This is a genomic window from Microbacterium croceum (assembly GCF_023091245.1).
Lineage (GTDB): Bacteria > Actinomycetota > Actinomycetes > Actinomycetales > Microbacteriaceae > Microbacterium > Microbacterium croceum.
This window is the reverse complement of sequence record NZ_JAHWXN010000001.1, coordinates 885638-906882: the sequence shown is the minus strand read 5'-3', so window position 1 is coordinate 906882 and position 21245 is coordinate 885638. Positions and strand designations below refer to the sequence as shown.

Annotated in this window: 22 protein-coding genes; 13 read left to right on the top strand and 9 right to left on the bottom strand. The window is 69.2% G+C overall.

Annotated features, from left to right (window positions below; translation table 11 throughout):
• Position 1: 1 nt before the first annotated feature.
• Positions 2 to 1009, bottom strand: a complete 1008-nt coding sequence (locus KZC51_RS04305) for a LacI family DNA-binding transcriptional regulator (protein ID WP_247628781.1) — start codon at positions 1007 to 1009, stop codon at positions 2 to 4.
• Between the two features lie 144 nt (positions 1010 to 1153).
• Here KZC51_RS04305 and KZC51_RS04300 point away from each other — a divergent pair, with 144 nt between their 5' ends.
• Together KZC51_RS04300 and KZC51_RS04295 are read left to right on the top strand one after the other, a co-directional pair.
• The gene (locus KZC51_RS04300; protein ID WP_247628780.1) at positions 1154 to 2089 is read left to right on the top strand and encodes a dihydrodipicolinate synthase family protein; all 936 of its coding nucleotides are present in this window, start codon (positions 1154 to 1156) and stop codon (positions 2087 to 2089) included.
• Positions 2090 to 2259: 170 nt separating this feature from the next.
• Entirely contained in the window at positions 2260 to 3492 is a 1233-nt protein-coding gene (locus KZC51_RS04295; RefSeq protein ID WP_247628779.1) for an Nramp family divalent metal transporter, read from the top strand.
• Between the two features lie 116 nt (positions 3493 to 3608).
• Here KZC51_RS04295 and KZC51_RS04290 read toward each other — a convergent pair whose 3' ends face one another.
• Positions 3609 to 4265 (bottom strand): FMN-dependent NADH-azoreductase, encoded by a 657-nt coding sequence (locus KZC51_RS04290; RefSeq protein WP_247628778.1) that lies wholly within the window; start codon positions 4263 to 4265, stop codon positions 3609 to 3611.
• Positions 4266 to 4343: 78 nt separating this feature from the next.
• Here KZC51_RS04290 and KZC51_RS04285 point away from each other — a divergent pair, with 78 nt between their 5' ends.
• The 4 genes from KZC51_RS04285 to KZC51_RS04270 all read left to right on the top strand — a co-directional run bounded on the left by KZC51_RS04285 (position 4344) and on the right by KZC51_RS04270 (position 7413).
• Positions 4344 to 4682 carry a winged helix-turn-helix transcriptional regulator gene (locus KZC51_RS04285; protein ID WP_247628777.1) on the top strand — a complete coding sequence of 113 codons (339 nt, stop codon included), beginning with the start codon at positions 4344 to 4346 and terminating at the stop codon, positions 4680 to 4682.
• A complete protein-coding gene (locus KZC51_RS04280) occupies positions 4679 to 5170 on the top strand; it encodes a hypothetical protein (RefSeq protein ID WP_247628776.1) in 492 nt (163 codons plus the stop codon). Before KZC51_RS04285 ends, KZC51_RS04280 begins: the two co-directional genes overlap by 4 nt.
• Before the next feature lie 144 nt (positions 5171 to 5314).
• Positions 5315 to 5878 (top strand): hypothetical protein, encoded by a 564-nt coding sequence (locus tag KZC51_RS04275; RefSeq protein ID WP_247628775.1) that lies wholly within the window; start codon positions 5315 to 5317, stop codon positions 5876 to 5878.
• Positions 5875 to 7413 carry a polysaccharide deacetylase family protein gene (locus KZC51_RS04270; protein ID WP_247628774.1) on the top strand — a complete coding sequence of 513 codons (1539 nt, stop codon included), beginning with the start codon at positions 5875 to 5877 and terminating at the stop codon, positions 7411 to 7413. The genes KZC51_RS04275 and KZC51_RS04270 overlap by 4 nt, the downstream gene beginning before the upstream one ends.
• 6 nt (positions 7414 to 7419) lie before the next feature.
• Here KZC51_RS04270 and KZC51_RS04265 read toward each other — a convergent pair whose 3' ends face one another.
• The 7 genes from KZC51_RS04265 to KZC51_RS04235 form a co-directional block, all read right to left on the bottom strand.
• Positions 7420 to 8940, bottom strand: a complete 1521-nt coding sequence (locus tag KZC51_RS04265; RefSeq protein ID WP_247628773.1) for an SDR family NAD(P)-dependent oxidoreductase — start codon at positions 8938 to 8940, stop codon at positions 7420 to 7422.
• Positions 8941 to 9040: 100 nt separating this feature from the next.
• Positions 9041 to 10090: a hypothetical protein gene (locus KZC51_RS04260; protein WP_247628772.1), complete on the bottom strand. Its 1050-nt coding sequence runs from the start codon at positions 10088 to 10090 to the stop codon at positions 9041 to 9043.
• A gap of 104 nt (positions 10091 to 10194) precedes the next feature.
• Positions 10195 to 10953, bottom strand: coding sequence for an SDR family NAD(P)-dependent oxidoreductase (locus tag KZC51_RS04255; protein WP_247628771.1), 759 nt, complete (start codon positions 10951 to 10953; stop codon positions 10195 to 10197).
• A gap of 9 nt (positions 10954 to 10962) precedes the next feature.
• Positions 10963 to 12285: an ATP-NAD kinase family protein gene (locus tag KZC51_RS04250; protein ID WP_247628770.1), complete on the bottom strand. Its 1323-nt coding sequence runs from the start codon at positions 12283 to 12285 to the stop codon at positions 10963 to 10965.
• Positions 12282 to 13889 (bottom strand): aminomethyl-transferring glycine dehydrogenase subunit GcvPB, encoded by a 1608-nt coding sequence (gene gcvPB / locus KZC51_RS04245; protein WP_247628769.1) that lies wholly within the window; start codon positions 13887 to 13889, stop codon positions 12282 to 12284. Before gcvPB ends, KZC51_RS04250 begins: the two co-directional genes overlap by 4 nt.
• Positions 13886 to 15274, bottom strand: a complete 1389-nt coding sequence (gene gcvPA, locus KZC51_RS04240; protein ID WP_247628768.1) for an aminomethyl-transferring glycine dehydrogenase subunit GcvPA — start codon at positions 15272 to 15274, stop codon at positions 13886 to 13888. The genes gcvPB and gcvPA overlap by 4 nt, the downstream gene beginning before the upstream one ends.
• The gene (locus KZC51_RS04235; RefSeq protein WP_247628767.1) at positions 15271 to 17370 is read right to left on the bottom strand and encodes a beta-galactosidase; all 2100 of its coding nucleotides are present in this window, start codon (positions 17368 to 17370) and stop codon (positions 15271 to 15273) included. Before KZC51_RS04235 ends, gcvPA begins: the two co-directional genes overlap by 4 nt.
• A gap of 150 nt (positions 17371 to 17520) precedes the next feature.
• On the opposite strand from KZC51_RS04235, the gene KZC51_RS04230 reads away from it, so the two are divergent.
• The 7 genes from KZC51_RS04230 to KZC51_RS04200 all read left to right on the top strand — a co-directional run bounded on the left by KZC51_RS04230 (position 17521) and on the right by KZC51_RS04200 (position 21198).
• Entirely contained in the window at positions 17521 to 18177 is a 657-nt protein-coding gene (locus KZC51_RS04230) for a GntR family transcriptional regulator (RefSeq protein WP_247628766.1), read from the top strand.
• 262 nt (positions 18178 to 18439) lie between these two features.
• The gene (locus KZC51_RS04225; protein ID WP_247628765.1) at positions 18440 to 18631 is read left to right on the top strand and encodes a hypothetical protein; all 192 of its coding nucleotides are present in this window, start codon (positions 18440 to 18442) and stop codon (positions 18629 to 18631) included.
• Positions 18628 to 18939 carry a hypothetical protein gene (locus KZC51_RS04220; protein ID WP_247628764.1) on the top strand — a complete coding sequence of 104 codons (312 nt, stop codon included), beginning with the start codon at positions 18628 to 18630 and terminating at the stop codon, positions 18937 to 18939. The genes KZC51_RS04225 and KZC51_RS04220 overlap by 4 nt, the downstream gene beginning before the upstream one ends.
• 253 nt (positions 18940 to 19192) lie before the next feature.
• Positions 19193 to 19618, top strand: coding sequence for a UCP033725 family protein (locus KZC51_RS04215; protein ID WP_247628763.1), 426 nt, complete (start codon positions 19193 to 19195; stop codon positions 19616 to 19618).
• 170 nt (positions 19619 to 19788) lie between these two features.
• Complete coding sequence (locus KZC51_RS04210; RefSeq protein ID WP_247628762.1) at positions 19789 to 19998, top strand: hypothetical protein; 210 nt, start codon at positions 19789 to 19791, stop codon at positions 19996 to 19998.
• Positions 19998 to 20504 carry a hypothetical protein gene (locus KZC51_RS04205; RefSeq protein ID WP_247628761.1) on the top strand — a complete coding sequence of 169 codons (507 nt, stop codon included), beginning with the start codon at positions 19998 to 20000 and terminating at the stop codon, positions 20502 to 20504. The genes KZC51_RS04210 and KZC51_RS04205 overlap by 1 nt, the downstream gene beginning before the upstream one ends.
• Positions 20470 to 21198 (top strand): SseB family protein, encoded by a 729-nt coding sequence (locus KZC51_RS04200; RefSeq protein WP_308194286.1) that lies wholly within the window; start codon positions 20470 to 20472, stop codon positions 21196 to 21198. Before KZC51_RS04205 ends, KZC51_RS04200 begins: the two co-directional genes overlap by 35 nt.
• Positions 21199 to 21245 lie beyond the last annotated feature (47 nt).

Here is a 21245-nt window from a genome sequence, read left to right as displayed (position 1 = left end):
GTCAGGCCTTGGGGGCAGTGGTGGAGGCGCGGGGGATGAGCGTCGGCAGTGCACGGGTCACGGTGCCCGCCGATTCGCCCAGCAGATCCAGCGCGCTGGCGGCGATCTGGTCGAACGGCGTGCGCACGGAGGTCAGCGGCACGGGCAGCATGGCCGCGAGGGGGATGTCGTTGTAGCCGACGACCGACAGATCCTGTCCGACGGTCAGCCCGGCAGCCGTGGCGGCGGCCACGACCCCGATCGCGAGGTTGTCGTTCGCCGCGAAGATCGCCGTGGGACGGGACTCGTGCGCAAGCAGGGTGCGCCCGGCGATGTGTCCTGACTCGATGCCGTAGCCGGTGGAGATCACCCGGTCTTCGCCGATCTCGATGCCGCCCTCGGCGAGCGCGCGACGCGCCCCGGCGAGCCGATCACGCGCACTCGAGGTGAACCACGGCCCGGTGATGACGGCGACGTCACGATGACCGAGATCCACCAGGTGACGAGCCGCGAAGTATCCGCCCGCTTCGTCATCCCCGAGCGCAGACGGGCTCAGCCCGTCCGTGCGGAGCACGAGAGCATGCGGCACCCCCCGCGCGCGCAGTGACGCCGGCAGCGTGTCGTCCAGGCGCGCCGTGGCGAGGATGAGCCCGTCGACGTTCCGGTCGAGCAGGGTCTCGGTCGCCCTCTTCTCCTCCACCGGATCGTCACCGCACGTGGCGACGACGGCGAAGGCCCCGCGAGTGCGCGCGGTGCGCTCGATCGCCTCGAACATCAACGCCATCACGTGATCGGTGAGTCGGGGAACGAGCACGCCGATCGTCCCGGTCGCTCCCCGCCGCAACCCGGATGCGAACATGTTGCGGCGGTATCCGAGGTCATCGGCGATGCGGCGCACGCGCTCCGCCGTCGCCGACCGGGAGGGGGGCGTGCGGTCGTCCAGGACGCGACTGACCGTGGAGATGCTGACGCCCGATGCAGCTGCGACATCCTTCAGCGTCACGATGTGTCGATCGTGCTGCTCTGCCACGGCGTCCCCCTCGGTGTCTCACTCGGGTGTTGACATCCCCGGTGGCTCCGATCATACTTGCAATCGTTCCTGCAAACGTTCCCGCGAACGTTTGCACTTCTCGAAGACGAGAACAGCGAAGAAGCTCCCAGGAAAGGACCCACCATGACCCTCGACCTCCGCGGCCTCAACCCCGCCCCCGTGACCCCCTTCACCGAAGACGGTGCCGTCGACTACGACGCGATCCAGCGCCTGGGGTCATGGCTCGGCTCGATCGACGGCGTTAAGAGCCTCGTCGTGCTCGGGCACGCGGGCGAAGGCACGTTCCTCACCGAAGAGGAGCAGCTCGACGTCATCCGCGCATTCGTCGCATCGACCGACGGACGAGTGCCCGTGATCGCCGGCATCACCAAGGAAGGCAACAAGACCGCCGGTCTCGAGGCGAAGGCCGCCGTCGACGCCGGGGCCGCCGCAGGACTGGTCTACCCTTCGCACGGCTGGCTGCGTTTCGGCTACCAGCAGGGCGCACCGCAATCGCGCTACCGCGAGATCTACGAGGAATCCGGCCTGCCCCTCATCCTGTTCCAGTACCCCGACAACACCAAGGCCACCTACGACCTCGACACCCAGCTCGAGATCGCCGGCCAGGAGGGAGTCTTCGCCACGAAGAACGGCGTGCGCAACATGCGCCGCTGGTACACCGAGATCCCCGCCCTGCGCGCCGCCTACCCCGAACTGCAGATCCTGTCGTGCCACGACGAGTACCTGCTGCCGACCATGTTCGACGTCGACGGGCTTCTGGTGGGCTACGGCAACGTCGCCCCCGAGCCCCTGATCGAACTCATCGCGGCGGGCAAGGCCAGGGACTACGAGGCGGCGCATGCCATCCACGAACGCCTCCTCCCCGTGACGCAGAACGTGTACCACCGCGGTTCGCACATGGAGGGCACCGTGGCACTCAAGTGGGGCCTCGTCCAGCGCGGCATCCTCAGCCACGCCACCGTCCGCACGCCGCTGCTCCCGCTGCCTGCCGGCGCCGAAGACGAGATCGCCTCCGCATTCGCGCTCGCCGGCCTCGGCGAGGTCACCGTCCCCGCATGACCCCGTGGGCGAGGCGGCTTCCGAGGCCGCCTCGCCTCCCCTCCTTCCGCCCCCCGGGCGCCCCCTGCAGTCAACGACGACTCGAAGGACAGACCATGAACGAACGAACGACCACCCGTCACGCCTCTACCACCCCCGGCACTGGCTACGGACGGGTCTCGACTGAGACGATGAAGAACATCGTCACCTCACGCAAGCAACGGCGCCCGTTCTGGCAGCACCTGGCCCTCATCGGCCCGGCGTTCGTCGCGGGCGCCTGGCAGTTCGGCCCCGGCAATCTGACCACCGCCGTCCAGACCGGCAGCGGCTACCAGTACGCGCTCATCTGGGTGATCGTGGTGTCGACGATCCTGATGATCTTCCTCACCGACATGGCCGTCCGCCTCGGCATCAAGTCACCCACCTCGCTCATCTCGTCGATCAAGGAGCACCTGGGCGGCTGGGTGGGCGTGCTGGCCGGCATCGGCGTCTTCCTCATCACGCTCTGCTTCTCCGTCGGCAACGCCGTGGGCTCCGGCCTGGGGCTCTCGATGCTGTTCGGCGGCAATCCGATCATGTGGACGATCATCTGCACCGCGGCCGTGGGGGCGCTGCTGCTGCTGCGCAACGTCTACCGCGTGGTCGAGAAGGTGCTGGTCGTGATCGTCGCGCTGATGGCGATCGCCTTCATCGCCTCGGCGTTCATCTCCAACCCCGATTGGGCGGCGGCGGGCGCAGGACTCCTGCCGACGTTCCCCGACGGCGCCTGGCTGCTGATCGTCGCCCTCGTGGGCACGAACTTCTCGATCAACGCCGCCTTCTACACCGCATACGGCACCAAGGAGCGCGGTCGCACCGAAGCCGACTACCGCGACGTCACGATCGTCGACACGATCCCCGGCATCATCGCCCCCGGCATCATGACGGCGCTGGTGATCGTGGTCGCGGCATCCGTCCTCGGCCAGACCGGCGAAGCCGCACCGACCGTGGTCGCCCTCGCCAGCATCTTCGAACCACTCGCCGGCCCCGTCGGCTCGACCGTGTTCGCTCTCGGATTCTTCGGCGCGGCGTTCTCGTCGATGATCGCGAATGCGACAGCGGGAGGGACGATGCTCTCCGACGGGCTCGGCCGCGGCGCCTCGTCGAACTCCTTGACCGCGAAACTGGTGAGCGCCGGCATCCTGCTCTTCGGCATCGCCGTGACCGTGGCCTTCCAGGAGTCTCCGGTACAGCTGATCGTCGTCGCCCAGGCGCTGACGGTGTTCGTGGCCCCCGTGCTCGCCGCGCTCATCATCGTCATGGCGAACCGGGGAACGCTCATGGGCGACATGCGCAACACATGGTGGCAGAACGCCGCGGGCGTCATCGGACTCGCGGCCGTGCTCGCTCTGTCGGTGCGACTGTTCCTCACCCTGATCGGCTGAGCGGCTGGACCCCGCGTCACTCGGGAGGGGATCCGCACGGCGGAAGACGGACTGCTCGAATCCGACCTCCGGCGCGTGGACCCCCTCCGTTGTGCACCGCACCCGATCCGGATGCCTCAGGCGACCTGGTCTCCACGCAGCGCGGCGAGCTCGCGGCCGTACGTGCGGGCATCGGTCTCGGCGGTCTCCTTGAGCTCGCGGGCCGTGTCGGTGAACGCATCGAGCGCCGGATTGACGCCGACCAGCGTGAACGGACGCTGCACGACGCGCAGGTCGAGGCCCCAGACGTCTTCCAGCACGCGGCGCAGCCATCCGGTCGAGTGGTCCCAGCCCTCCTTCGGGGTGCCGGGGGCGTAGTTGCCGCCGAGCACCGTGACCAGGGTCGCGGGCTTGCCCTGCAGTGCGGTGCCCGTCGGGTTGATCCGCTCGTCGGTGTAGGCCAGGTCGAACCAGGTCTTGAAGTGCTGCGAGACGCCGTAGTTGTACAGCGGCACCGCGAACAGCAGCGCGTCGGCGCCGATCAGCTCGTCGGCGAACTGCGTCGCGAGGGCGCGCGCCCGGTTCTGCCCTTCGGTGCGCTGCGCGGCATCCACGAAGCCGGCGGTGACGGCATCCGTCCACGCCGTCGCCGGCACCGGGTCCGCCGCGACGTCGCGTCGCGTCACCGTCGAGTCCGGGTGGGAGGCCGACCACTCGGCTTCGACGAGGTCGGCGAGCGCACGGCTGGCGGACGACGCGGGAAGGATGCTGGCATCCAGGCGGAACAGGGACATGGGGGCTGCCTTTCGTTTTCGTAGTCACTAGGTTTTTATTAGCGACAGCGGTTAACGTAGCACAGGTAGGATGGGGGCATGGCGGAAGCCGAGGCAGAGATCCACGCGTGTGACGCCGCGGTCACATTGGCGTTCAGCGTGCTCGGCAAGCGGTGGAACGGCATGATCGTGTCGTCGCTCGGCGGCGGCCCGTCGACCTTCGTCGCCCTGCGTCGTGCCGTCTCCGGCATCAGCGACACCGTGCTCTCCGACCGGCTCACCGAACTGGCACAGTCAGGGCTCGTCGCCCGCACGGTCGACGCCGGTCCGCCGGTGACCGTGTCGTACGCGCTCACCGCGAGCGGGCAGGGGCTGCTGCCGATCCTCGACCAGCTGGGCGCCTGGGCATCGGTCAATCTGGAACGGCGCTCGGGGTGAGCGAGCTGCGTCCGCGCCGCGCCTGGTTGCTGCTGCTCGCCATCGGCATCCTCTCGCTGGCCGCGGCCGCCTTCCTGGCCTTCAGCCCGGGTTTCCGGCTCGCACCGCCGACGCCGTTCGGCGAGACGATGGAGGTCGAGCTGTCCGCCGGCACCCACGCCGTCTACGTCACTCCTTCGGACCGGTGGGGCGACATCGACTGCACCGGCACCGTCGCGGACGGCGGAGAGGTGCAGCTCCGCCCCGACATGACGCAGCAGAACCTGCTGGTGCCGGAGGCCTGGGACGCGCAGGGCAGCTTCGTCACCGACACCGAGGGGACCACCGCCCTCACGTGCGATGGCCCGGTCGAGGGCGGACGGTTCACGGTCGGCCCCGTCCAGTCGCTCTTCGACATCGGCGGCGCCGCAGCCGCAGGCGTTCTCGCCGTGGTGCTGCTGGTGCTCGGCGTCATCCTGCGGGTCGCCCGACCGCGACCCCGCGCCTGACCTGCCGCCCCGCTGCCCCGTCCGCCCGAGGCTCCTCGTGTCATCGGGCTGCTCGCACACCCCCGCGGTAGGCTCCCCGTAGGTCGGGGGGCCTGTGTCTGCGTGACGGATCGGCACCCTTCTCGCAGAAAGGCTCCGCATGACATGACCGGCCCTCTCCCGGCCGACGCGGCGACGCTCCCGCGGCCGCGCCCGCCGCGGCGGCGCCTGCTTCCGATCGTCGTGATCACCGTGCTGGTCGCGCTCGGGCTGCTCGCGGCACTGGTCGCCCCGGTCATCGTGCGCAGCCTCACGGCGACGGTCTCGCCGCAGGAGCGCACCATCGTGCTGGAGAACGAGACGGGGCAGGCCTCGATCGTCCTGCCCGGCGGATGGTCGTGGCGCACACCCTTCGGCGACGAATCCCGGGGAGTCGCCGGCAGTCCCGACCGCGCGATGATCGTCGAGTTCTCGCTCCTCTCCGGGTCGGATGCCTCGGCAGCCCTCAATCAGATCGCGCCCGCTCCGCTCGGCCCCACGAGCGAGGAGATCCTGTCTGAACGAGCCGCGGGCATCGGCGAGATCCTGCACGCGCGGGTCAGGGACCAGGAGACCGTCGTCGGAGCGGTCGCCGAGGGGCCGGTCGTCCTCACGTTCATCTCCTCCCCGTCGCCCGCCTACGACGCGGAGCTCGCCGACCTCCTCTCCACGATCGAGGTCGGGCGATGACGCCCGGCCGGTCGCGATCCGCCCGCCTGCTCGCCGCCGCCGTCGGCACCGCTCTCCTCCTCGCGGGGTGCGCGCCGGAGCCGGTCGCCGGGTGGGAGCCGCGCCAGTGGACGACAGGCGGCACGATCATCGAGGCTCCCACCGCCTCCGACCCGGGGCAGGCATCGACGACCGACATGCGGCTGCGCAACGACGACGTCGGAATCGATGCCCGCTGGGCCACGCTCCCGGGAGCTGCCGCCTTCAACGCCGCGGTCGAAGCGGTGGTGCGCGACGCCGTCGTGACGCGGGCTCAGGTCAGCGGCCAGGGCTATCGCCCGATGGTGCACCCGAGCGGCGCCGGCCTCGGCGAGCGCGGCTGCACCCCCGAGACGGCGACCGCGTCGGCATCCGACGTCCTCGGCAACCGCGAGGGGACCGTCATCGTCTGCGAGATCGTGCTGGCACGCGGGTCGCTCTTCGGCGAGCGCCTGCGCGTCGTCTCCACGGCGGGCAGCGCGGAGCCGTCCGACACCTCGACGGTCATCTACACCGATGTCGCGACCGATGAGGTCGTGCCCGAGGCGGACCTGTTCACCGACGTGGGAGCGCTGTGGCCCGCATACATCGACACCCTGCGTCGGGACGCCGGCAGCCTGAGTCTCTCACCCGTCGCGGCTCCCACCGACGAACAGCTCGCGATCTTCCGCGATGCTCTACTGGGCAGTCATCTGACCGATGACGAGATCGTGATCCCGGTGCCCACCGCGCTCACGGCGCGCGAGCTCGACGGGCTGGCCGGATGGCGGGAACGCTCGCGCGAGCATCCGCCGTCCGTGGCGCTGCACGCGTCCGTCGCGCTACGCGCGCTCACGCCCTTCGCGCAGGCTCTGATCCGCGCCGAGGGGGACTTCACCGCTCCTTCCACCGCGGGCGCCGGCGTCGCGCCCACCCCGTGCGATCTGGTTCCGTGCATGGCGCTCACGCTCGACGACGGCCCCTCCGACCTGACCCCGCAGTTCCTCGACGTGCTGCGCGACGAGCAGTCGGCGGCGACCTTCTTCATGCTCGGCCAGAATGCGCGATCGCATCCGGACACCGTCCGTCGGGTCGCGGCCGAGGGCCACCAGATCGGCAATCACACCTGGAGCCACGCCTACCTCACCGAGCTGACCGAGGAACAGGTCGAGGACGAGGTCGGTCGCACCGCGACGCTGCTGCGGGAGCTGTCCGGACAGCCGGTGGCCACGTTCCGACCGCCGGGCGGCTTCATCGACGATGACGTCGTGGCGATCGCGGGCGAACCGGCGATCCTCTGGAGCGTGGACACCCGGGACTGGGAGAAGCCCGCCGACGACGATCTGGCCCGCTACGCGATCGAGGCCCCCGCGGTGTCGACCATCATGCTCATGCACGACATCCAGGCCGGATCGGCACGCGTGTTCGACCGGGTCGTGAGCGGTCTGCGCGACCGCGGATTCTCGCTCGTCACGCTCGACGCCCTGTTCGACGGCAGCGTGCCGAGCGGCATCGTCCGGCACGGCCCGCTCGCCTGACGGATGTCACCAGGGGCTGGGCTCGTAGTCCTTCAGGAAGACGCCGTGGATGTCGTCGCCGGCCTCGCCGCGCACGATCGGGTCGTACACGCGGGCAGCGCCGTCGACCAGGTCGAGCGGGGCGTGGAAGCCCTCCTCGGCCAGACGCACCTTGGTGTAATGCGGGCGCTCGTCGGTGATCCAGCCGGTGTCGACGGCGGTCATCAGGATGCCGTCCTTCTCGAGCATCTCGCCGGCGCTGGTGCGCGTGAGCATGTTGAGCGCAGCCTTCGCCATGTTGGTGTGCGGGTGACCAGGACCCTTGTAGCGGCGTGAGAACTGCCCCTCCATCGCCGACACGTTCACCACGTACTTGCGGTGCGCCGAGGATGCCGCCATCGACGCGCGCAGGCGGCTGATCAGCAGGAACGGCGCCGTGGTGTTCGCGAGCTGCACCTCGAGCATCTCGAGCGGGTCGACCTGATCGATCGACTGCACCCAGCTGTTGACGCGGTTGACGTCGGGCACGAGTCCACCGGCGTCGATCGCGGTGCCGTCTGCGTGCTTCTCGAGCGACGAGGAACCGGGGGCCATGGCGAGCCGCGCGAGATCCTCGGCCGTGAGCGCCTGGCCGCCCTGCTCGGCGACCGTGCCACCGAGGGCCGCGACCGACAGAAGCGGATGCGCGTCGACCGACGCCTGCAGCGCCTGCGGGTGCGGATCGGCCGTGTGACCGAAGGTCTCCATCTCGGGCAGAGGTCCGTCGGGCAGCGGCTGCAGCTCGGCATCCGCCAGCAGCGAGTAGGCACCGGGCGAGCGGCGCACCGTCTGGGCCGCGTTGTTGATCAGGATGTCGAGAGGGCCCTGCGCTGCCACCGAGTCGGCGAGGCCGATCACCTGGGCGGGGTCGCGCAGGTCGATGCCGACCACGCGCAGCCGGTGCAGCCAGTCCGCCGCGTCGGGCAGAGCCGAGAACCGCCGCACGGCGTCACGCGGGAACCGCGTCGTGATGGTGGTGTGCGCGCCGTCGCGCAGCAGCCGCAACGCGATGTGCATACCGATCTTGGCGCGGCCGCCCGTGAGCAGCGCGCGCTTGCCGGTGAGGTCGGTGCGGGCGTTGCGCTTGCCGTGGCTGAAGCGGGCGCAGTCCGGGCAGAGCTGGTGGTAGAAAGCGTCGACCTGCGTGTACGGCTGCTTGCAGATGTAGCAGTTCCGCGGCTTGATCAGCTCGCCCGCGATCGGGGCGTCGACCACGCTCGTCGTGAGGTCGTTGCCGCGGGTCTCGTCATCGATGCGGTCGGGGGCGCCCGTCGCGGTGCGGGCGACCACGGCCTTGTCCGCCTCGGCGATCGCATCGCGGATCTCCTTGCGGCGCACGCGCTTGACGGCCTTGAACATCGCGGCGGTCGCGTGGCGAACAGCCACGAAGTCCGGATGCTCGTTGTCGATCTGGTGCAGCTCGGAGAGCACGCGGAGCGTGGTGGCCAGATCGTCGGGGTCGATGCCGGCGCCCACGGGCTCGTCGGAGGGCAGAGGTGCGTCGGTCATTGTCCCGATTTTACGCGAGTGTCCTGGGCGTTCGACTCAGAGAGCCGCGGAACGGTCGGCTGACCGCACCGCACTCACCGAGACGATGACCGACGCGCGCTCAGAGTGCGCAGGCGGAGTTGTCGCCGTTGACGAAGTTCGTCGTCAGACGCTGATCCTGCCCGCCACCCAGACCGGCGGAGTTGGCGCTGAACTGCGCGCGGCCGTTGTTCACGAGCGCGGCCGTCGCGTCGATCGTGTACGAGAAACTCGCCTCCACGATGTCTCCCGCGCCGAGGGGGCGCCCGAGCGCGATCGCGTAGGTGCCGGACCCCGTGCTGTCGACGGTCGCCGCGGTGGGAACCCCGTTGACGGTCAGTCCGCCGAGCGTCACGCCCGTGACGGCGAAGGCTTCCAGGCTCAGATTCAGCGTGACGTCGCCCGGGGTGCTGCCGGGGCCGACGCTGGTGACGGTGACAGCGGTCGGCAACTCCATCTCGCAGGCACTGGTGGTATAGCGGGTGAAGGTCGCCGACGCCTGCAGACCCCACGGGTCGTTCGCCGGCTCGGTCGTCGGAGTGGCGCTGCCGAAGGAGTTGTTCGAGCCGTCGTCGTCAGACGTCACGATCTGCCAGTACAGCGGCCGATAGTCATCCAGGACGTCGTTCGGGTACAGGATGTCGAGATCGTATTCGGTGAAGATCCAGATCGTGCCGGGCCCGAACACGTCTTCCTCGACCGGCACGGGAACCGGGATCACGAAGGTGACCGTCGACTCGTTGCCGTTGACCACGGGTGCCGAGTACGACAGCGGCGTCCGCGGGTTGGACGGCCCGCCCTGACTGAAGGTGAAGTCGCCGGGCGTGATGATGCGATTGTCGTAGCGCATCGTCACGATAGTGCCGGCGGGAGCCTCCTGCGGACCATGGTTGAGAAGAGTGAAGCCGTCGGTGAACCCGTCGACGTACTTGAGCGTGGCATCGCCGTTGAAGAAGTCCGTGCCGTCGCCGCGCTGCAGGCCTTGGGTGAAGAGGTCGAAGCCGGCCACGCTCGCCGCTGCCAGCGGTGTCGATACGACGGCCGCCACGACCGGAACACTCCATGCCGCCGCGGTCAGGACGCTGCGCCGATCGATCCCTGTGCGCTCGACTGATTCGCTCTCACGTTCCACTTTGCCCCCAAAGACGTCGATTATCGAAGTCCACCTTAGCGGTGCGTCTCCACACCGAGCCATCCCGCGGTCTGGGGGTCCACAACGCAAGCCCGGGCTCGACGCTACGCGATGCCACCGCCGTCGACCACCAGCGCGGAGCCGGTGACGTAGGACGAGTCGTCGCTCGCGAGCCACACCACAGCCTGCGCGACCTCGCTCGGCTCGCCCATGCGGCGCAGCGGACGGTCGGCGGCCTCGGCCAGGAACGCGTTCGTGTCCTGCGCCAGCTGACGGGCCTCGTCGCGCAGCATCCCGGTGTTCACGTCGCCCGGGTTGACCGAGTTGACGCGGATGCCGGCGGGCCCGTGGTCGATCGCGAGCGCGCGGGTCATGTTGACCACGGCTCCCTTCGACGCGCAGTACGAAATCGCCTGACCTCCCCCCTTGAGGCCCCAACCCGAGCCGGTGTTGATGATCGAGCCGCCGCCCGCGGCCTCCATGATCGGCACGATGTGCTTGCACATCAGGAAGATCGAGCGCACGTTCACGCCGAACACGCGGTCCCATTCCTCGACGGTCGTCTCGACGGCGGTGGTGCGGCGGATGATGCCCGCATTGTTGAACACGACGTTCACTCCGCCGAGTTCCGCGAGGGTCGTGGCGACGACGCGTTCGATGTCTGCCTCGCTGGCGACATCGGCGGCGATCGCGACAGCGGTGCCTCCTGCCGCGCGGATCTCGGCGGCGACGCCCTCAGCCGCCTGGGCGTTCAGATCGACGACAGCAACGGCGGCGCCCTCTGCGGCGAGCGCGATCGATGTGGCACGGCCGATGCCGCCCGCACCGCCGGTGACGATGGCCTTCTTGTTCTCGAGTCGCATGGGTATTCCTTACTGTGTGGGGGTGAGTTCTGGTGCGGTCACGGGGTAGAGACTGCGGGTGCCGACGCCGGTGATGACACGCACGTGTCCGGCCAGTCGGGCGTCGAGGTCGAGGTCGCCGGTGTCGACGAGGAGAGGACGGCCGCGCAGGTCGATGAGCTTCTGTTCGGGGGCGACCACAAGCAGGGGGTCATCACCGATCGCGCGCAGGACCGATGCCGAGAGCTGCTGGTTGCCGCGTCCGAGCAGGAAGCCCTGCCCGCCGATCACGGTGACGACGGCCTGCGCCCGGCCCCGTGAGATCTCGGCGAGGAGCTGCTGTTCGCTCGCTCCTCGGGAGACGACGGCACCGTCGAGCACGACATCCACGCCGAGCGGAGTGCCCTCGACGCCCAGTTGCCTGGCGATCGCGGCCGCCGTGCCGCCGGGGCCGAGCAGATAGCGGACGCCTGGTCGCATCAGGGCGATGGCGCCGCGGGCGGCCGCCTCGACCGCAGCGGCCTCGCTGGCGGGGGTCGGGGCCTTGCGCGCCTGGGTGCGGCCGGTGCGGACGGGCACTCGCAGCAGCGCGTACAGCGTCGGCTCGACGCGGGCGTGCCGCAGCGCGGCCTCGTCGATGTCGAGCACTTCGCGGTCCTCGGTCGGCAGGGGGCCACGCGACACCCAGTCGGCCGCGATCGCCCCGGCCGCCGCCGGGCTGACCGCGAACACCGGCGAGTACATCTTCACGCCCGCCGGAACGCCGAGCACGGCCGGCTGCTGTTCACAGCTCCTCAAGAACTGCGCGGAAGCTCCGCCTGCGGCCCCTGCCGTCGCCGACGGCACCGATTCTGGAGGAGTTGTGAACGCCGAGGCGCCCACACCGAGCCCGGCCGCGGCGTCCCGCAGCGTCCCGTCCCCACCCACCACGAGCACGAGATCCGCACCCGCCGCGACCACCGCAGTCACGGCGCGTGAGGTGTCTGCGCCCGCGGTTCCTGCCGCGCCTTCGGCGAGCGCACCACTTGCTGCCGAGTGCACGGCATCCGCGCGTGAAGTAGCCGTGCGCTCGGCACGAACCCGTGCACCCGGCGCCCCCGAAACTCCGTCCACCACGTGGGGGAGCAGGCCGGCGGCGCGCACGGCATCGGCGCCCATCGCGCCAGCGGCGGTCGCGATCACCAGTCCCGGATGCTGCGCCGCGAGCACCGAGAGCGCTGCGGCCGCCCGCTCCTGCACGCGCGAACGGGCGCCGCGCGAGACGGCGAGACGCTGCACGTCCGCGCCATCGGAGCCGGCGAGGCCCGCGGGCCCGCCGACTCCGGCGACAGGGTTGACGATCAGTCCGATCACGACGCGTCGGGCTCCCCCGGGAAGCGCTGACCGGACACCGCCGCGGGGTACTTCCGCACGTACGCGCGCCACGTGATGGCCCAGCGCTCCGGGTCGTCGAGGTCATCGTGGTGCGTGTGGTGCACGGTCTGGTTGTGCGGGGCGGTGCGCACGACCTCCGGGCTCTCGCGCGCCTCACGGGCCACCTCGGCGAGGGTCGCCGCGTACTCGTCGAGCTCCGCCATCGAGTACGACTCGGTGGGTTCGAGCGTGAACGGCTGCGGCACCACGTAGGGGTGGTGGCTGGTCCAGTAGTGCATGCCGAAGTCGGTCATGCGGATGCCGATCTCCTCCGACGAGATACCGGTCTCCTGGAACAGCTCCTCCCACGAGTAGCGCACCTGCTCGATCCGGCGACGGCCGGCGGCATACGGCGCCGACGCCCCGGGGATCGCCAGCACCCGCGCCATCAGGTAGTTGTTGTTCAGCACCGCGGTCTCGGCGGCGGCGAGCAGCCCGTCGGCGCCGAGCGCCATGATCCACGAGTACGCCTTCACGAGTGCGGGGATGACTCCGAAGAACGGGGCCACGGTGCCGATCGACTGCTCTCCCTGCGCGGCGACCGCGAAGGTCCCGTCATCCGCGCGCACCACGCGCGGACCGGGCAGGAAGGGCGCGAGCGCCGCGCTCACCGCGTTCGCTCCGGAGCCGGGTCCGCCGCAGCCGTGCGGGGTGCCGAAGGTCTTGTGCAGGTTGAAGTGGCACACGTCGAAGCCGGCGTCACGGGCCCGGGTGATGCCGAGGATGCCGTTCGCGTTCGCCTGATCGTACGAGGCCAGCGCCCCGACCGCGTGGGCGGCGTCGACCCACTCGCGGATCGCCGGGTTGTAGATGCCGGTGTCCTCGGGGTTCGTGACCATGATCGCGGCAGTCCGAGGCGAGAGCGCCGCCTTCAGCGCGTCGAGCGAGGGGTATCCGTCGGCATCGGGGAACACGGTGATGACCTCGTAGCCCGCGGCCTTCGCCGCCGCCGCGTTCGACGGGTGGCTGAAGATCGTGGTGATGACCTCGCGGCGTTGGTCCCCCTCCCCGTTCGCCTCGTGGAACGCGCGGATCATCGCGATGTTCGACCAGATCGCCGCGGATCCGCCTTGCGTGTGCAGCGAGACCTCGTCCATGCCGGAGATCTCGGCGAGCATCCGCTCCAGCTGCCAGAGGATCTCGAGCACCCCCTGCGCATCCGCCGGGTCCTGGTGCGGATGCATGGCGGTGAGCTGCGGGGTGCCGGCGAGCTGGTCGTTGATCTTGGGCGCGTACTTCATGGTGCAGGTGCCCTGGCCGATGTCGACGTTGAAGTCGGCGCCGAGGTTCTCCTGCGACAGACGCAGGTAGTGCTTGAGCACGCGCATCTGCCCCATCTCGGGCAGCGCGGGTGCGGTGGGGCGGCGCAGCGCGGCGGGAAGAGCGGCGACCACATCGCCCACCGCCTCCCGCACGCCGGGCTCGACCTGCGAGACCAGCACGCCGCGCTCACCGGGCGTGGTCAGCTCGAAGATGATCGGCTCATCCCAGCGAGCCTGCTGGAACCGGCGCAACGCCGGCTTCGGGGCGACGGGAAGACTCATCGGTTCTGCTCCTCTGCAGCGAGATCGGATGCCGTGACCGCGGCGAGCGCGCCCGCGAGCCGGTCGATGTCGGCCTGAGAGGTGAGCTCGGTGACGCACACCAGCAGTCGGTGCTCGCCGACGACCACACCGGGTTCGATGCCCTGGGCGCGGAGCGCGTCGACCACGACGGATGCCGCGATCGGCAGGGTCACCGTGAACTCGCGCAGGTGCACGGCGTCGTCGTCGAGCGTGACGCCGTCGATCGCGGCGAGCGCCTGCTGCGCATAACGGGTGCGGGCCAGGAGCACTTCGCCCAGCTCCGCCATCCCGGCCGGCCCCATCAGCGACAGATACACGCCGGCGGCGATGCCCCAGAGGGCTGCGGCCGTGCCGACCCACTCCTTGCCCTCCTCCCGATGTGCGAACGAGGTGCGATCGTAGGCCACGTCGCCGAAGCCGTACTCGCCGGGCACGTCGGTGGCCGCGAGGCCGAACAAGCGTGAGGGCATCTCCATCACGACGCGCGGATCGTCGTGCACTGCGATGAAGCCGCCGTGCGCGCCTCCGAACCACTGGTGCAGTCCGAGGGACTGGATGTCGCCCGTGACGATGTCGGCTCCGGAGAGTGCGGGGGGTGTCAGGATGCCGTAGCCGATCGGATCCGTGCCGACGACGACGACGGCGCCGACCGCATGCGCGGCATCCGCGATCTGCTGCAGAGTGGCCTCGACGGCACCGGTCGCACTGGGGGTCTCGACCCACACTGCGGCCACGTCATCCGACAACGCGGCGACGACCGCAGCGACATCTGTGGTGCCGCCGGCCGTCGGAACATGCTCGAGCGTCAGGTGCGCACGGATGTAGTCGTGCACCTTCGACAGCTTTGCGGGCAGCACGTCGCTGACGACCAGCGCGCGGGAGCGGCCGGTCATGCGGCCTGACATCGTGAGTCCGGTCGCGGTCGCCTGGTAGCCGTCGTAGGTCGGCACGTTCACCACGTCCATCGCGAGCAGCTCGGCCATCAGCGACTGGTACTGGAACAGCGCCTGGAAGCGGCCGTGGTCCTCGTACGGCTCGCCCGCATAGGCGGTGAGGAACTCGCTGCGCCCGATGACCTCGTCGACGACCGCAGGCACGTAGTGGTTGTAGACACCGGCGCCGAGGAAGCTCAGCCGCTCCTGTGTCGAGCGGTTCTTCGCCAGCAGGCCGCGCACGTGGCGTGCGAGGTCCTGCTCCGCGACGAACGGCGCAGGCAGATCGAGCGGGCGATCGAGGCGGAGCGCTGCCGGCACGTCGGCATAGAACTCATCGGTGGAGACGGCACCGACAGCCGAGAGCATCGCTGCGCGCGACTCGGGTGCCGTGTTGGGGATATAGGGATGCACGAAGCTGTCGCTCGTCATGCGTCCTCCTTCACGTCGGGGGTGGGGTCACTCGGGAGGAGTGCGGAGAAGGGAATGGTCTCGGAGCGCGGCGCCGCCAGCACGGCGGCCCCGTAGCGCTCGAGGGTCAGAGACCCCGCGCGACGGATGCCGGTGAGCAGATCGGTGCCGGGAACGGCCACGTCGAACGTGACGGGGCTGCGCCCGTGGTTCAGATAGAACGTGTAGTCCGTGCTCTCATCCGAGCGGGTCACGACCTCGGCCTCCACGTTCGTGTCGTCACGGGCGACCACACCCGCGGTGCGCAGCACGTCACGGAAGATCGGCAGCATGCCTTCGGGCTCGACCATCGCGCTGAGGTACCACGCCGATCCCGCGCCGACTGCGCGGCGGGTCACGGCAGCACGACCGTCGAGCTCGCCGCTGGCATAGCGCGCGCGGATCTCGACGTCGGCATCCACATCGAGCCACTCGCTCCAGTTCGGCACCGTCAGACTCTCACCCGCATAGTCGATCTGCTCGGTGAGCCCGTCGGCGATCGGCCACTGCTCATCGACCTCGACGCCGAGCAGGTCGCGCAGCAGGCCGGGAGCCCCACCCTCATGCACCTTCTCGGTGACATCCACGACGCCCGAGAAGGGACCGACCACCAGGTGCCCGCCGCGCTCCACGAAGGCGGCGAGCGCATCGGCCTGCGGCTGCTCGACGATGTACAGGTTCGGCACGACGATCACGTCGTAGCCGTCGAACGGTCCGGTCGCGCGCACCGCGTCGACCGGCTGGCCGAGCGTGTACAGCGCGCGGTGCCAGGCCCGCGCCTGCCCCGCCCACTGCAGCCGCTGCGAGGGCAGCGACTCGACCGCACTGGTCCCCCACCATGAGTCCCAGTCCACGACGAGGGCGACACGCGATCGCACTCGGGTGCCGCGCACGGGCTCCAGCTTCTTGAGCTCGAGCCCCAGCGCCTTGGTCTCCTGGAAGCTCCGCGAGCGCTCGCCGCGGTGGCCGAGCATCGAGGAGTGGAACTTCTCCTGGCCGTACTTGGCCTGGCGCCACTGGAAGAACATCACGGCGTCCGAGCCGTGGGCGACGGCCTGCAGACTCTCGACGCGGATCTTGCCCGGGGGCTTCGGCACGTTGATGTCGCGCCAGCTGGTCGCGCTCGCCGATGACTCCAGCAGCAGCCACGGTTGCCCGCCCTTGAGCGAACGCATGAGCCCGTAGTTGAGGGCGGCACCGACGTGCGAGGTCGGGTCGGCCGGTTCAGGGTAGGCGTCGTCGGTGACGACATCCTCCACCGCCGCGAAGTCCCAGTAGTCGAGGTCTCGGAACATGCTCATGAAGTTCGTGGTGACGGCGATGTCGGGGGTGACCTCGCGCAGCACATCGATCTCGATCTGGAACAGCTCGAGCAGCGCATCCGACGAGAACCGTTCGAAGTCGAGCAGCTTCGTGGGGTTCACCGGGCCCGGCGCCTTCTTGGGCGTCTCGATGTGGTCCCACGAGGTGTAGCGCTGACCCCACACGTTCACGCCCCAGGCCTCGTTGAGACCGTCGAGGTCGCCGTAGCGGTCCTGCAGCCAGCGGCGGAAGTGCTTCGCCGATTCCGGGCACCAGCAGCGCGAGGTGTGGTCGCCGTACTCGTTCGAGATGTGCCACATCGCAAGTCCCGGGTGCGCGCCGTAGCGCTCAGCCATGGCGCGGGTCATGCGCGCGACGTTCTCGCGCCAGACCGGTGACGAGGGGCAGTAGGTCTGCCGGGATCCGAACTCCAGGCGGTGGCCGTCGGCATCCCACGGCGCCATCTCGGGGTGCGCGCGCAGCAGCCATGACGGCGGGGTCGCGGTGGCGGTGGCGAGGTCGATCGCGATACCGGCATCCCAGAGCAGCTCCAGGATGCGGTCGAGCCAGCCCCAGTCGAAGACGCCGGGCTCCGGCTCCAGCTGCGGCCAGCTGAAGATCGGCAGGCTGACCATGTTCACGCCGGCCTCGCGCATCAGACGGATGTCTTCGTGCCAGGTCTCCTCCGACCACTGGTCGGGGTTGTAGTCGCCACCGTAGGCGAGGGCATCAAGGCGGACACGACGGAGGGGCAGGTCACCACCGGGTACGGGCACGAGGGCTCCTCTCTGAGTCATCCACATCGGTTCCCGCACCTGCTGGCGCATTCTCGGAAGCCGCTGTATTCTGTATACACCACACTAGGTCGTCGCTCCGAGGCCGTCAACCCATAGGCTGACGGGCAGGCGCGACGCAGAAGGGACGCCATGGCGATCGAACGCAAGAACCTGCGCTCGCAGGTTCGCGAGGAGCTGCTGGCCCGCATGAGGTCAGGTCTCGTCGAGCCCGGCGAAGGCATCAACGAAGTGCAGCTCGCGACCGAGCTCGGCGTCAGCCGCACCCCGCTGCGCGAAGCGCTCATCGCTCTGGAATCCGAGGGGCAGATCGAGAGCGAGAATGGAAAGGGCTTCCGGTTCGTGCCGCTCAGCGCCTCCGAGTTCCGCGACCTCGCGCCGGTGATGGCCGCACTCGAGAGCCTCGCGCTCGAGCTCAGCCCGCCAGCGGAGCTGCAGCGGATCGGCGCACAGCTGCACGAGATGGCCGAGGCCTTCGCCGACGAGCTCGTGGAGCATCAGCTGGTCATCACCAAGGACGACGAGTGGCACGCCCTCATGCTCTCCGCCTGCCCGAACACCCGGCTGCTCGCGGTGATCGAGAGCGTGCGCAGCTCGTTCCACCGGTACGAGTCGCTGCTGGTGCCGGAAGACGTGAAGGTCGAGCGCGTCGCCGCAGAGCACGCTGAGATCGCGAAACAGCTCGCCGCCGGCGACATCCCCGCGGCGGTCGCGGCGCTCAAGCTGAACTGGATGCACGGCATGCAGCGCATCCTCGACAACGCCACCAGCTCGTACTTCACGGCCTGACGGGATTCGGCGCGTTCTTCGAGATCAGCGATCCAGGCGTGCGCGAGTGGTCCGGCCCCCAGCACCTCCGCCGCCGCGGTCCGGTCCGCAACGCGTTTCACCGCCCTGGTCGCGCCGTTCTACCAACCGCATCCCGCCGTTTCACCACCAAGCACTCGCCGGACACCGGGCCTTCACTCCGATCGCCGCTGCACGATCGACCGCTGCCCTCCACACGGCGGATCACACGCAGATATCCTTGGCACCCAAGGAGGAGAGCGACATGACGAAACCATCGGCACTGAGGATCATCGGCTTGACCGCGATCGCGCTCGCGGTCGCGGGTTCATTGACGTCGCTCTCCGTCGTACGGGCGGGCGGTACAGACGGAGCCGTCTATCTGACCGTGAACATCGCGTTGACAGTCGTCGGAGTTGTGTTGCTGCTGCTGGCCAAGAAGGAGAACACCGCATGATGCTGAGTCCGCTTGAGCCTGAGGAAGCGAGCTCCCAGCAGCGACGTCTGATCGAGCGTGGAGAGCATCTCGTGCGACAGATGTGGCCCGACATCACCGTGAACGCGTTCGCGCTGCCGGACGATGACGCCGTGCTGCTCGTGCAGCCGGAGCGTGGCGGCGCCTCTCTGTACATCGCCGCCGACGAGTCCGTGATGTTCGCTGCCTCGTCGCTGGAACCAGGCGCGGCGCTCGAGCTCTTTCGCTCAGGTAGGCGCACCGACCCTGTCGAGTTCGTGCCGCATGCTCCCGGCAGGAGCGCTCGATGACGACTGCACCACTGAATCCTCCCGGGTTGTACGTCCTCCTCGGATCTTTCCATGCCAAGAGAGCATTGCCGCGCCTTGGCTGGATGAGGGCGGCTCGGAGCGCTGAAGCACTGATTTCGTGCGCGTACAGGCCACGGAGCCGTCGACACCGGCTGGGGCCGTTTCAATGCGAGTTTCGAGAAGATCGACAAGATGCCGCGTCTGCTGGACATCTTCTCGCCGGATCCCGGCTTCGTTCGAGCGGAGTAGCACAGTGAACACCCTTCGACCTGCGGGAACATATGCCCTGCTCAACGGGACGGAGTATCGGGTCGTCCTCGGCGGTGGGTGGAAGCTCACCTCCCGGGATGCCGCGAGCAGAAAGGACGGATTCCACCCCGCAGGGCGAGGGCTCTACGAGCGCCCCATTGGCCCCGAGGAAAGGCTGGAGGTGGTCTTGCTCCGCTATGAGGGGAACTATCAGGGCATCCCGGTCCAGGTCGCTCCGAATCTGAAAGGCTCCCTTGTGCTGACGACAGGGGATCGGCGGGCGAAGGAATTGGGGTTCGAGCCGATCGAACGCAGCGATTGGGTGCTCGTCGTCGAGCCGGATGAGCGTGGCCTCGTTGTCACCCCGCGACGTACGAAGGTCTCCGCCCCGTGGTTGGATGCGAAGCGCACGCGAGGGGGAGATCGATGAGTCAGTTCATGAAGCCGACCTGCGTTTGCCGTGCCGTCGAACGGGGCGGTCGTGTTGGTGCAGCCGGCGCGCGGTGGAGTGACCGTGTACGTCGACGCAGACGAGTCGGTGATGTTCGCCGCGTCGTCCCCGGAACCGGAAGAGGTGCTCGAGATGTTCCGGCGGGGCAAGTGCAGGGCGCTGACGGCATCGAGGAGGAGTCGTATCTGAGCTGGCATTCGGTGGCGGTGGCGACGTTGCATCGGATGAAGCAGGCAGCCCGCGCGGGCGACGCGGCGGAGGCCTGGCGCCTGTTCAAGGAACCGACAACGGGCTTCTTCCCGCGGAGTCAGTCGCGCCAGGGCCAGGCGGGTTGTGAGTTCGCGGGGCATGCGCTCTGATGGCCGAATCCGTGGTGCTCATCATGGCCAGCTACTGGGCGAGGAGCACCCTTCATTGGTACCCGGATCGCGGCTGGATCCTGGAGGACGACCGGCCGCATGAGATCAGGGACGACGGCGTGTTGGCCTGGTTCGGCGACGAAGGGTTTCGCCGTCGAGACGCACTTCAGGCCTCCGGGCAGTGGCGTTATGAGCCTCTCTCGGCGCCGCTGATCGGCCGCCGGATCAGCGAGCAGATCGCCGAGGCGGGCTGGATGGTACGTGTCGACACGCGGGCGGAGTTCTGTGTCGAGCGCGGCGGTTGCGTGCTCGCGGTCGACGGCACGCGCCCTGGACTCCTTCGCCTCGATGACGGAGCGGCCGCGCGTGAGACCGACCGGATCGACACGGCCGAGCGCTGGCTCCTCGAGTCGGCTCTCGGCGCAGAGGCGGTGTCGGGCATTGCTGAGATCATGTCCGTGGTGATGCACCGTGACGGAAACCCCTCAGGAGACCCCCGTGGCTGAGTCCCGACCTGCAAGCGTTCTTGAGCGTGCGATTGCACAGGGCCGAGAGGGAAGACTCGACCCCGAAACGGTGTTGTGGGTGATCGCGGCTGGGCAGGTTCTTCTGTTGAACGAAGGGGAACCGCCGGAGTCGGATTTCCCGGATGCGCCACTGATCGTCGACGGGCCGCGTGGCCGGTTGCTCGCGGTGTTCACACACCCGGACCAGTTCGGCAGATTCGCGCCGGAACGTGTGCCCGTGCTCGTTCCGGCGTTCGAACTGCTGCGTCGCGTTCCCGAATTCGCGGGATTGGTCGTCAACCCCGGCAGCCCGATCGGTCTCGAGGTGCCGGCCGAGGGGCTCCGTGCCTTTGTCACACGACTGCTGTCGCCCTTGCAGGAGGTCGAGGGGGTGTCTGCGCTGAGCGACATGAACGACGAGAGCCGCGAGGCCGCCGTGGCGGACCTCGCTGACTACGGCAGGTCGGTGCTGGCTCCAAGGTTCCCGGGAGCTGAGCTGAAGGTCGTGCCCCTGCCAGAGGATGACGCTGTGTACGTGTATCCGGACGTGCGCGGAGGTGGCATCCTGATCGTCGCGCGTGACAAGACAGCGCTGTTCGCGGCGTCGTCGATTCAGGTCGATGACGCGATCGCTGAGTTCCGAAATGGACGCCGCAGCGTCATCCACCCGATGCCACAGGCAGACCCGTCGTGACCAGCGCTGCACTCGAGTCGCGGTGCGCGGCATTGCGGCAGCCTGAA

Bases quoted from the DNA above. Each gene is read 5' to 3' on its own strand.
- KZC51_RS04300 (WP_247628780.1), top strand. From the start codon at position 1,154: ATGACCCTCGACCTCCGCGGCCTCAACCCCGCCCCCGTGACCCCCTTC.
- KZC51_RS04295 (WP_247628779.1), top strand. From the start codon at position 2,260: ATGAAGAACATCGTCACCTCACGCAAGCAACGGCGCCCGTTCTGGCAG.
- KZC51_RS04290 (WP_247628778.1), bottom strand. From the start codon at position 4,265: ATGTCCCTGTTCCGCCTGGATGCCAGCATCCTTCCCGCGTCGTCCGCC.
- KZC51_RS04285 (WP_247628777.1), top strand. From the start codon at position 4,344: ATGGCGGAAGCCGAGGCAGAGATCCACGCGTGTGACGCCGCGGTCACA.
- KZC51_RS04275 (WP_247628775.1), top strand. From the start codon at position 5,315: ATGACCGGCCCTCTCCCGGCCGACGCGGCGACGCTCCCGCGGCCGCGC.
- KZC51_RS04270 (WP_247628774.1), top strand. From the start codon at position 5,875: ATGACGCCCGGCCGGTCGCGATCCGCCCGCCTGCTCGCCGCCGCCGTC.
- KZC51_RS04265 (WP_247628773.1), bottom strand. From the start codon at position 8,940: ATGACCGACGCACCTCTGCCCTCCGACGAGCCCGTGGGCGCCGGCATC.
- KZC51_RS04255 (WP_247628771.1), bottom strand. From the start codon at position 10,953: ATGCGACTCGAGAACAAGAAGGCCATCGTCACCGGCGGTGCGGGCGGC.
- gcvPB (WP_247628769.1), bottom strand. From the start codon at position 13,889: ATGAGTCTTCCCGTCGCCCCGAAGCCGGCGTTGCGCCGGTTCCAGCAG.
- gcvPA (WP_247628768.1), bottom strand. From the start codon at position 15,274: ATGACGAGCGACAGCTTCGTGCATCCCTATATCCCCAACACGGCACCC.
- KZC51_RS04230 (WP_247628766.1), top strand. From the start codon at position 17,521: ATGGCGATCGAACGCAAGAACCTGCGCTCGCAGGTTCGCGAGGAGCTG.
- KZC51_RS04225 (WP_247628765.1), top strand. From the start codon at position 18,440: ATGACGAAACCATCGGCACTGAGGATCATCGGCTTGACCGCGATCGCG.
- KZC51_RS04220 (WP_247628764.1), top strand. From the start codon at position 18,628: ATGATGCTGAGTCCGCTTGAGCCTGAGGAAGCGAGCTCCCAGCAGCGA.
- KZC51_RS04205 (WP_247628761.1), top strand. From the start codon at position 19,998: ATGGCCGAATCCGTGGTGCTCATCATGGCCAGCTACTGGGCGAGGAGC.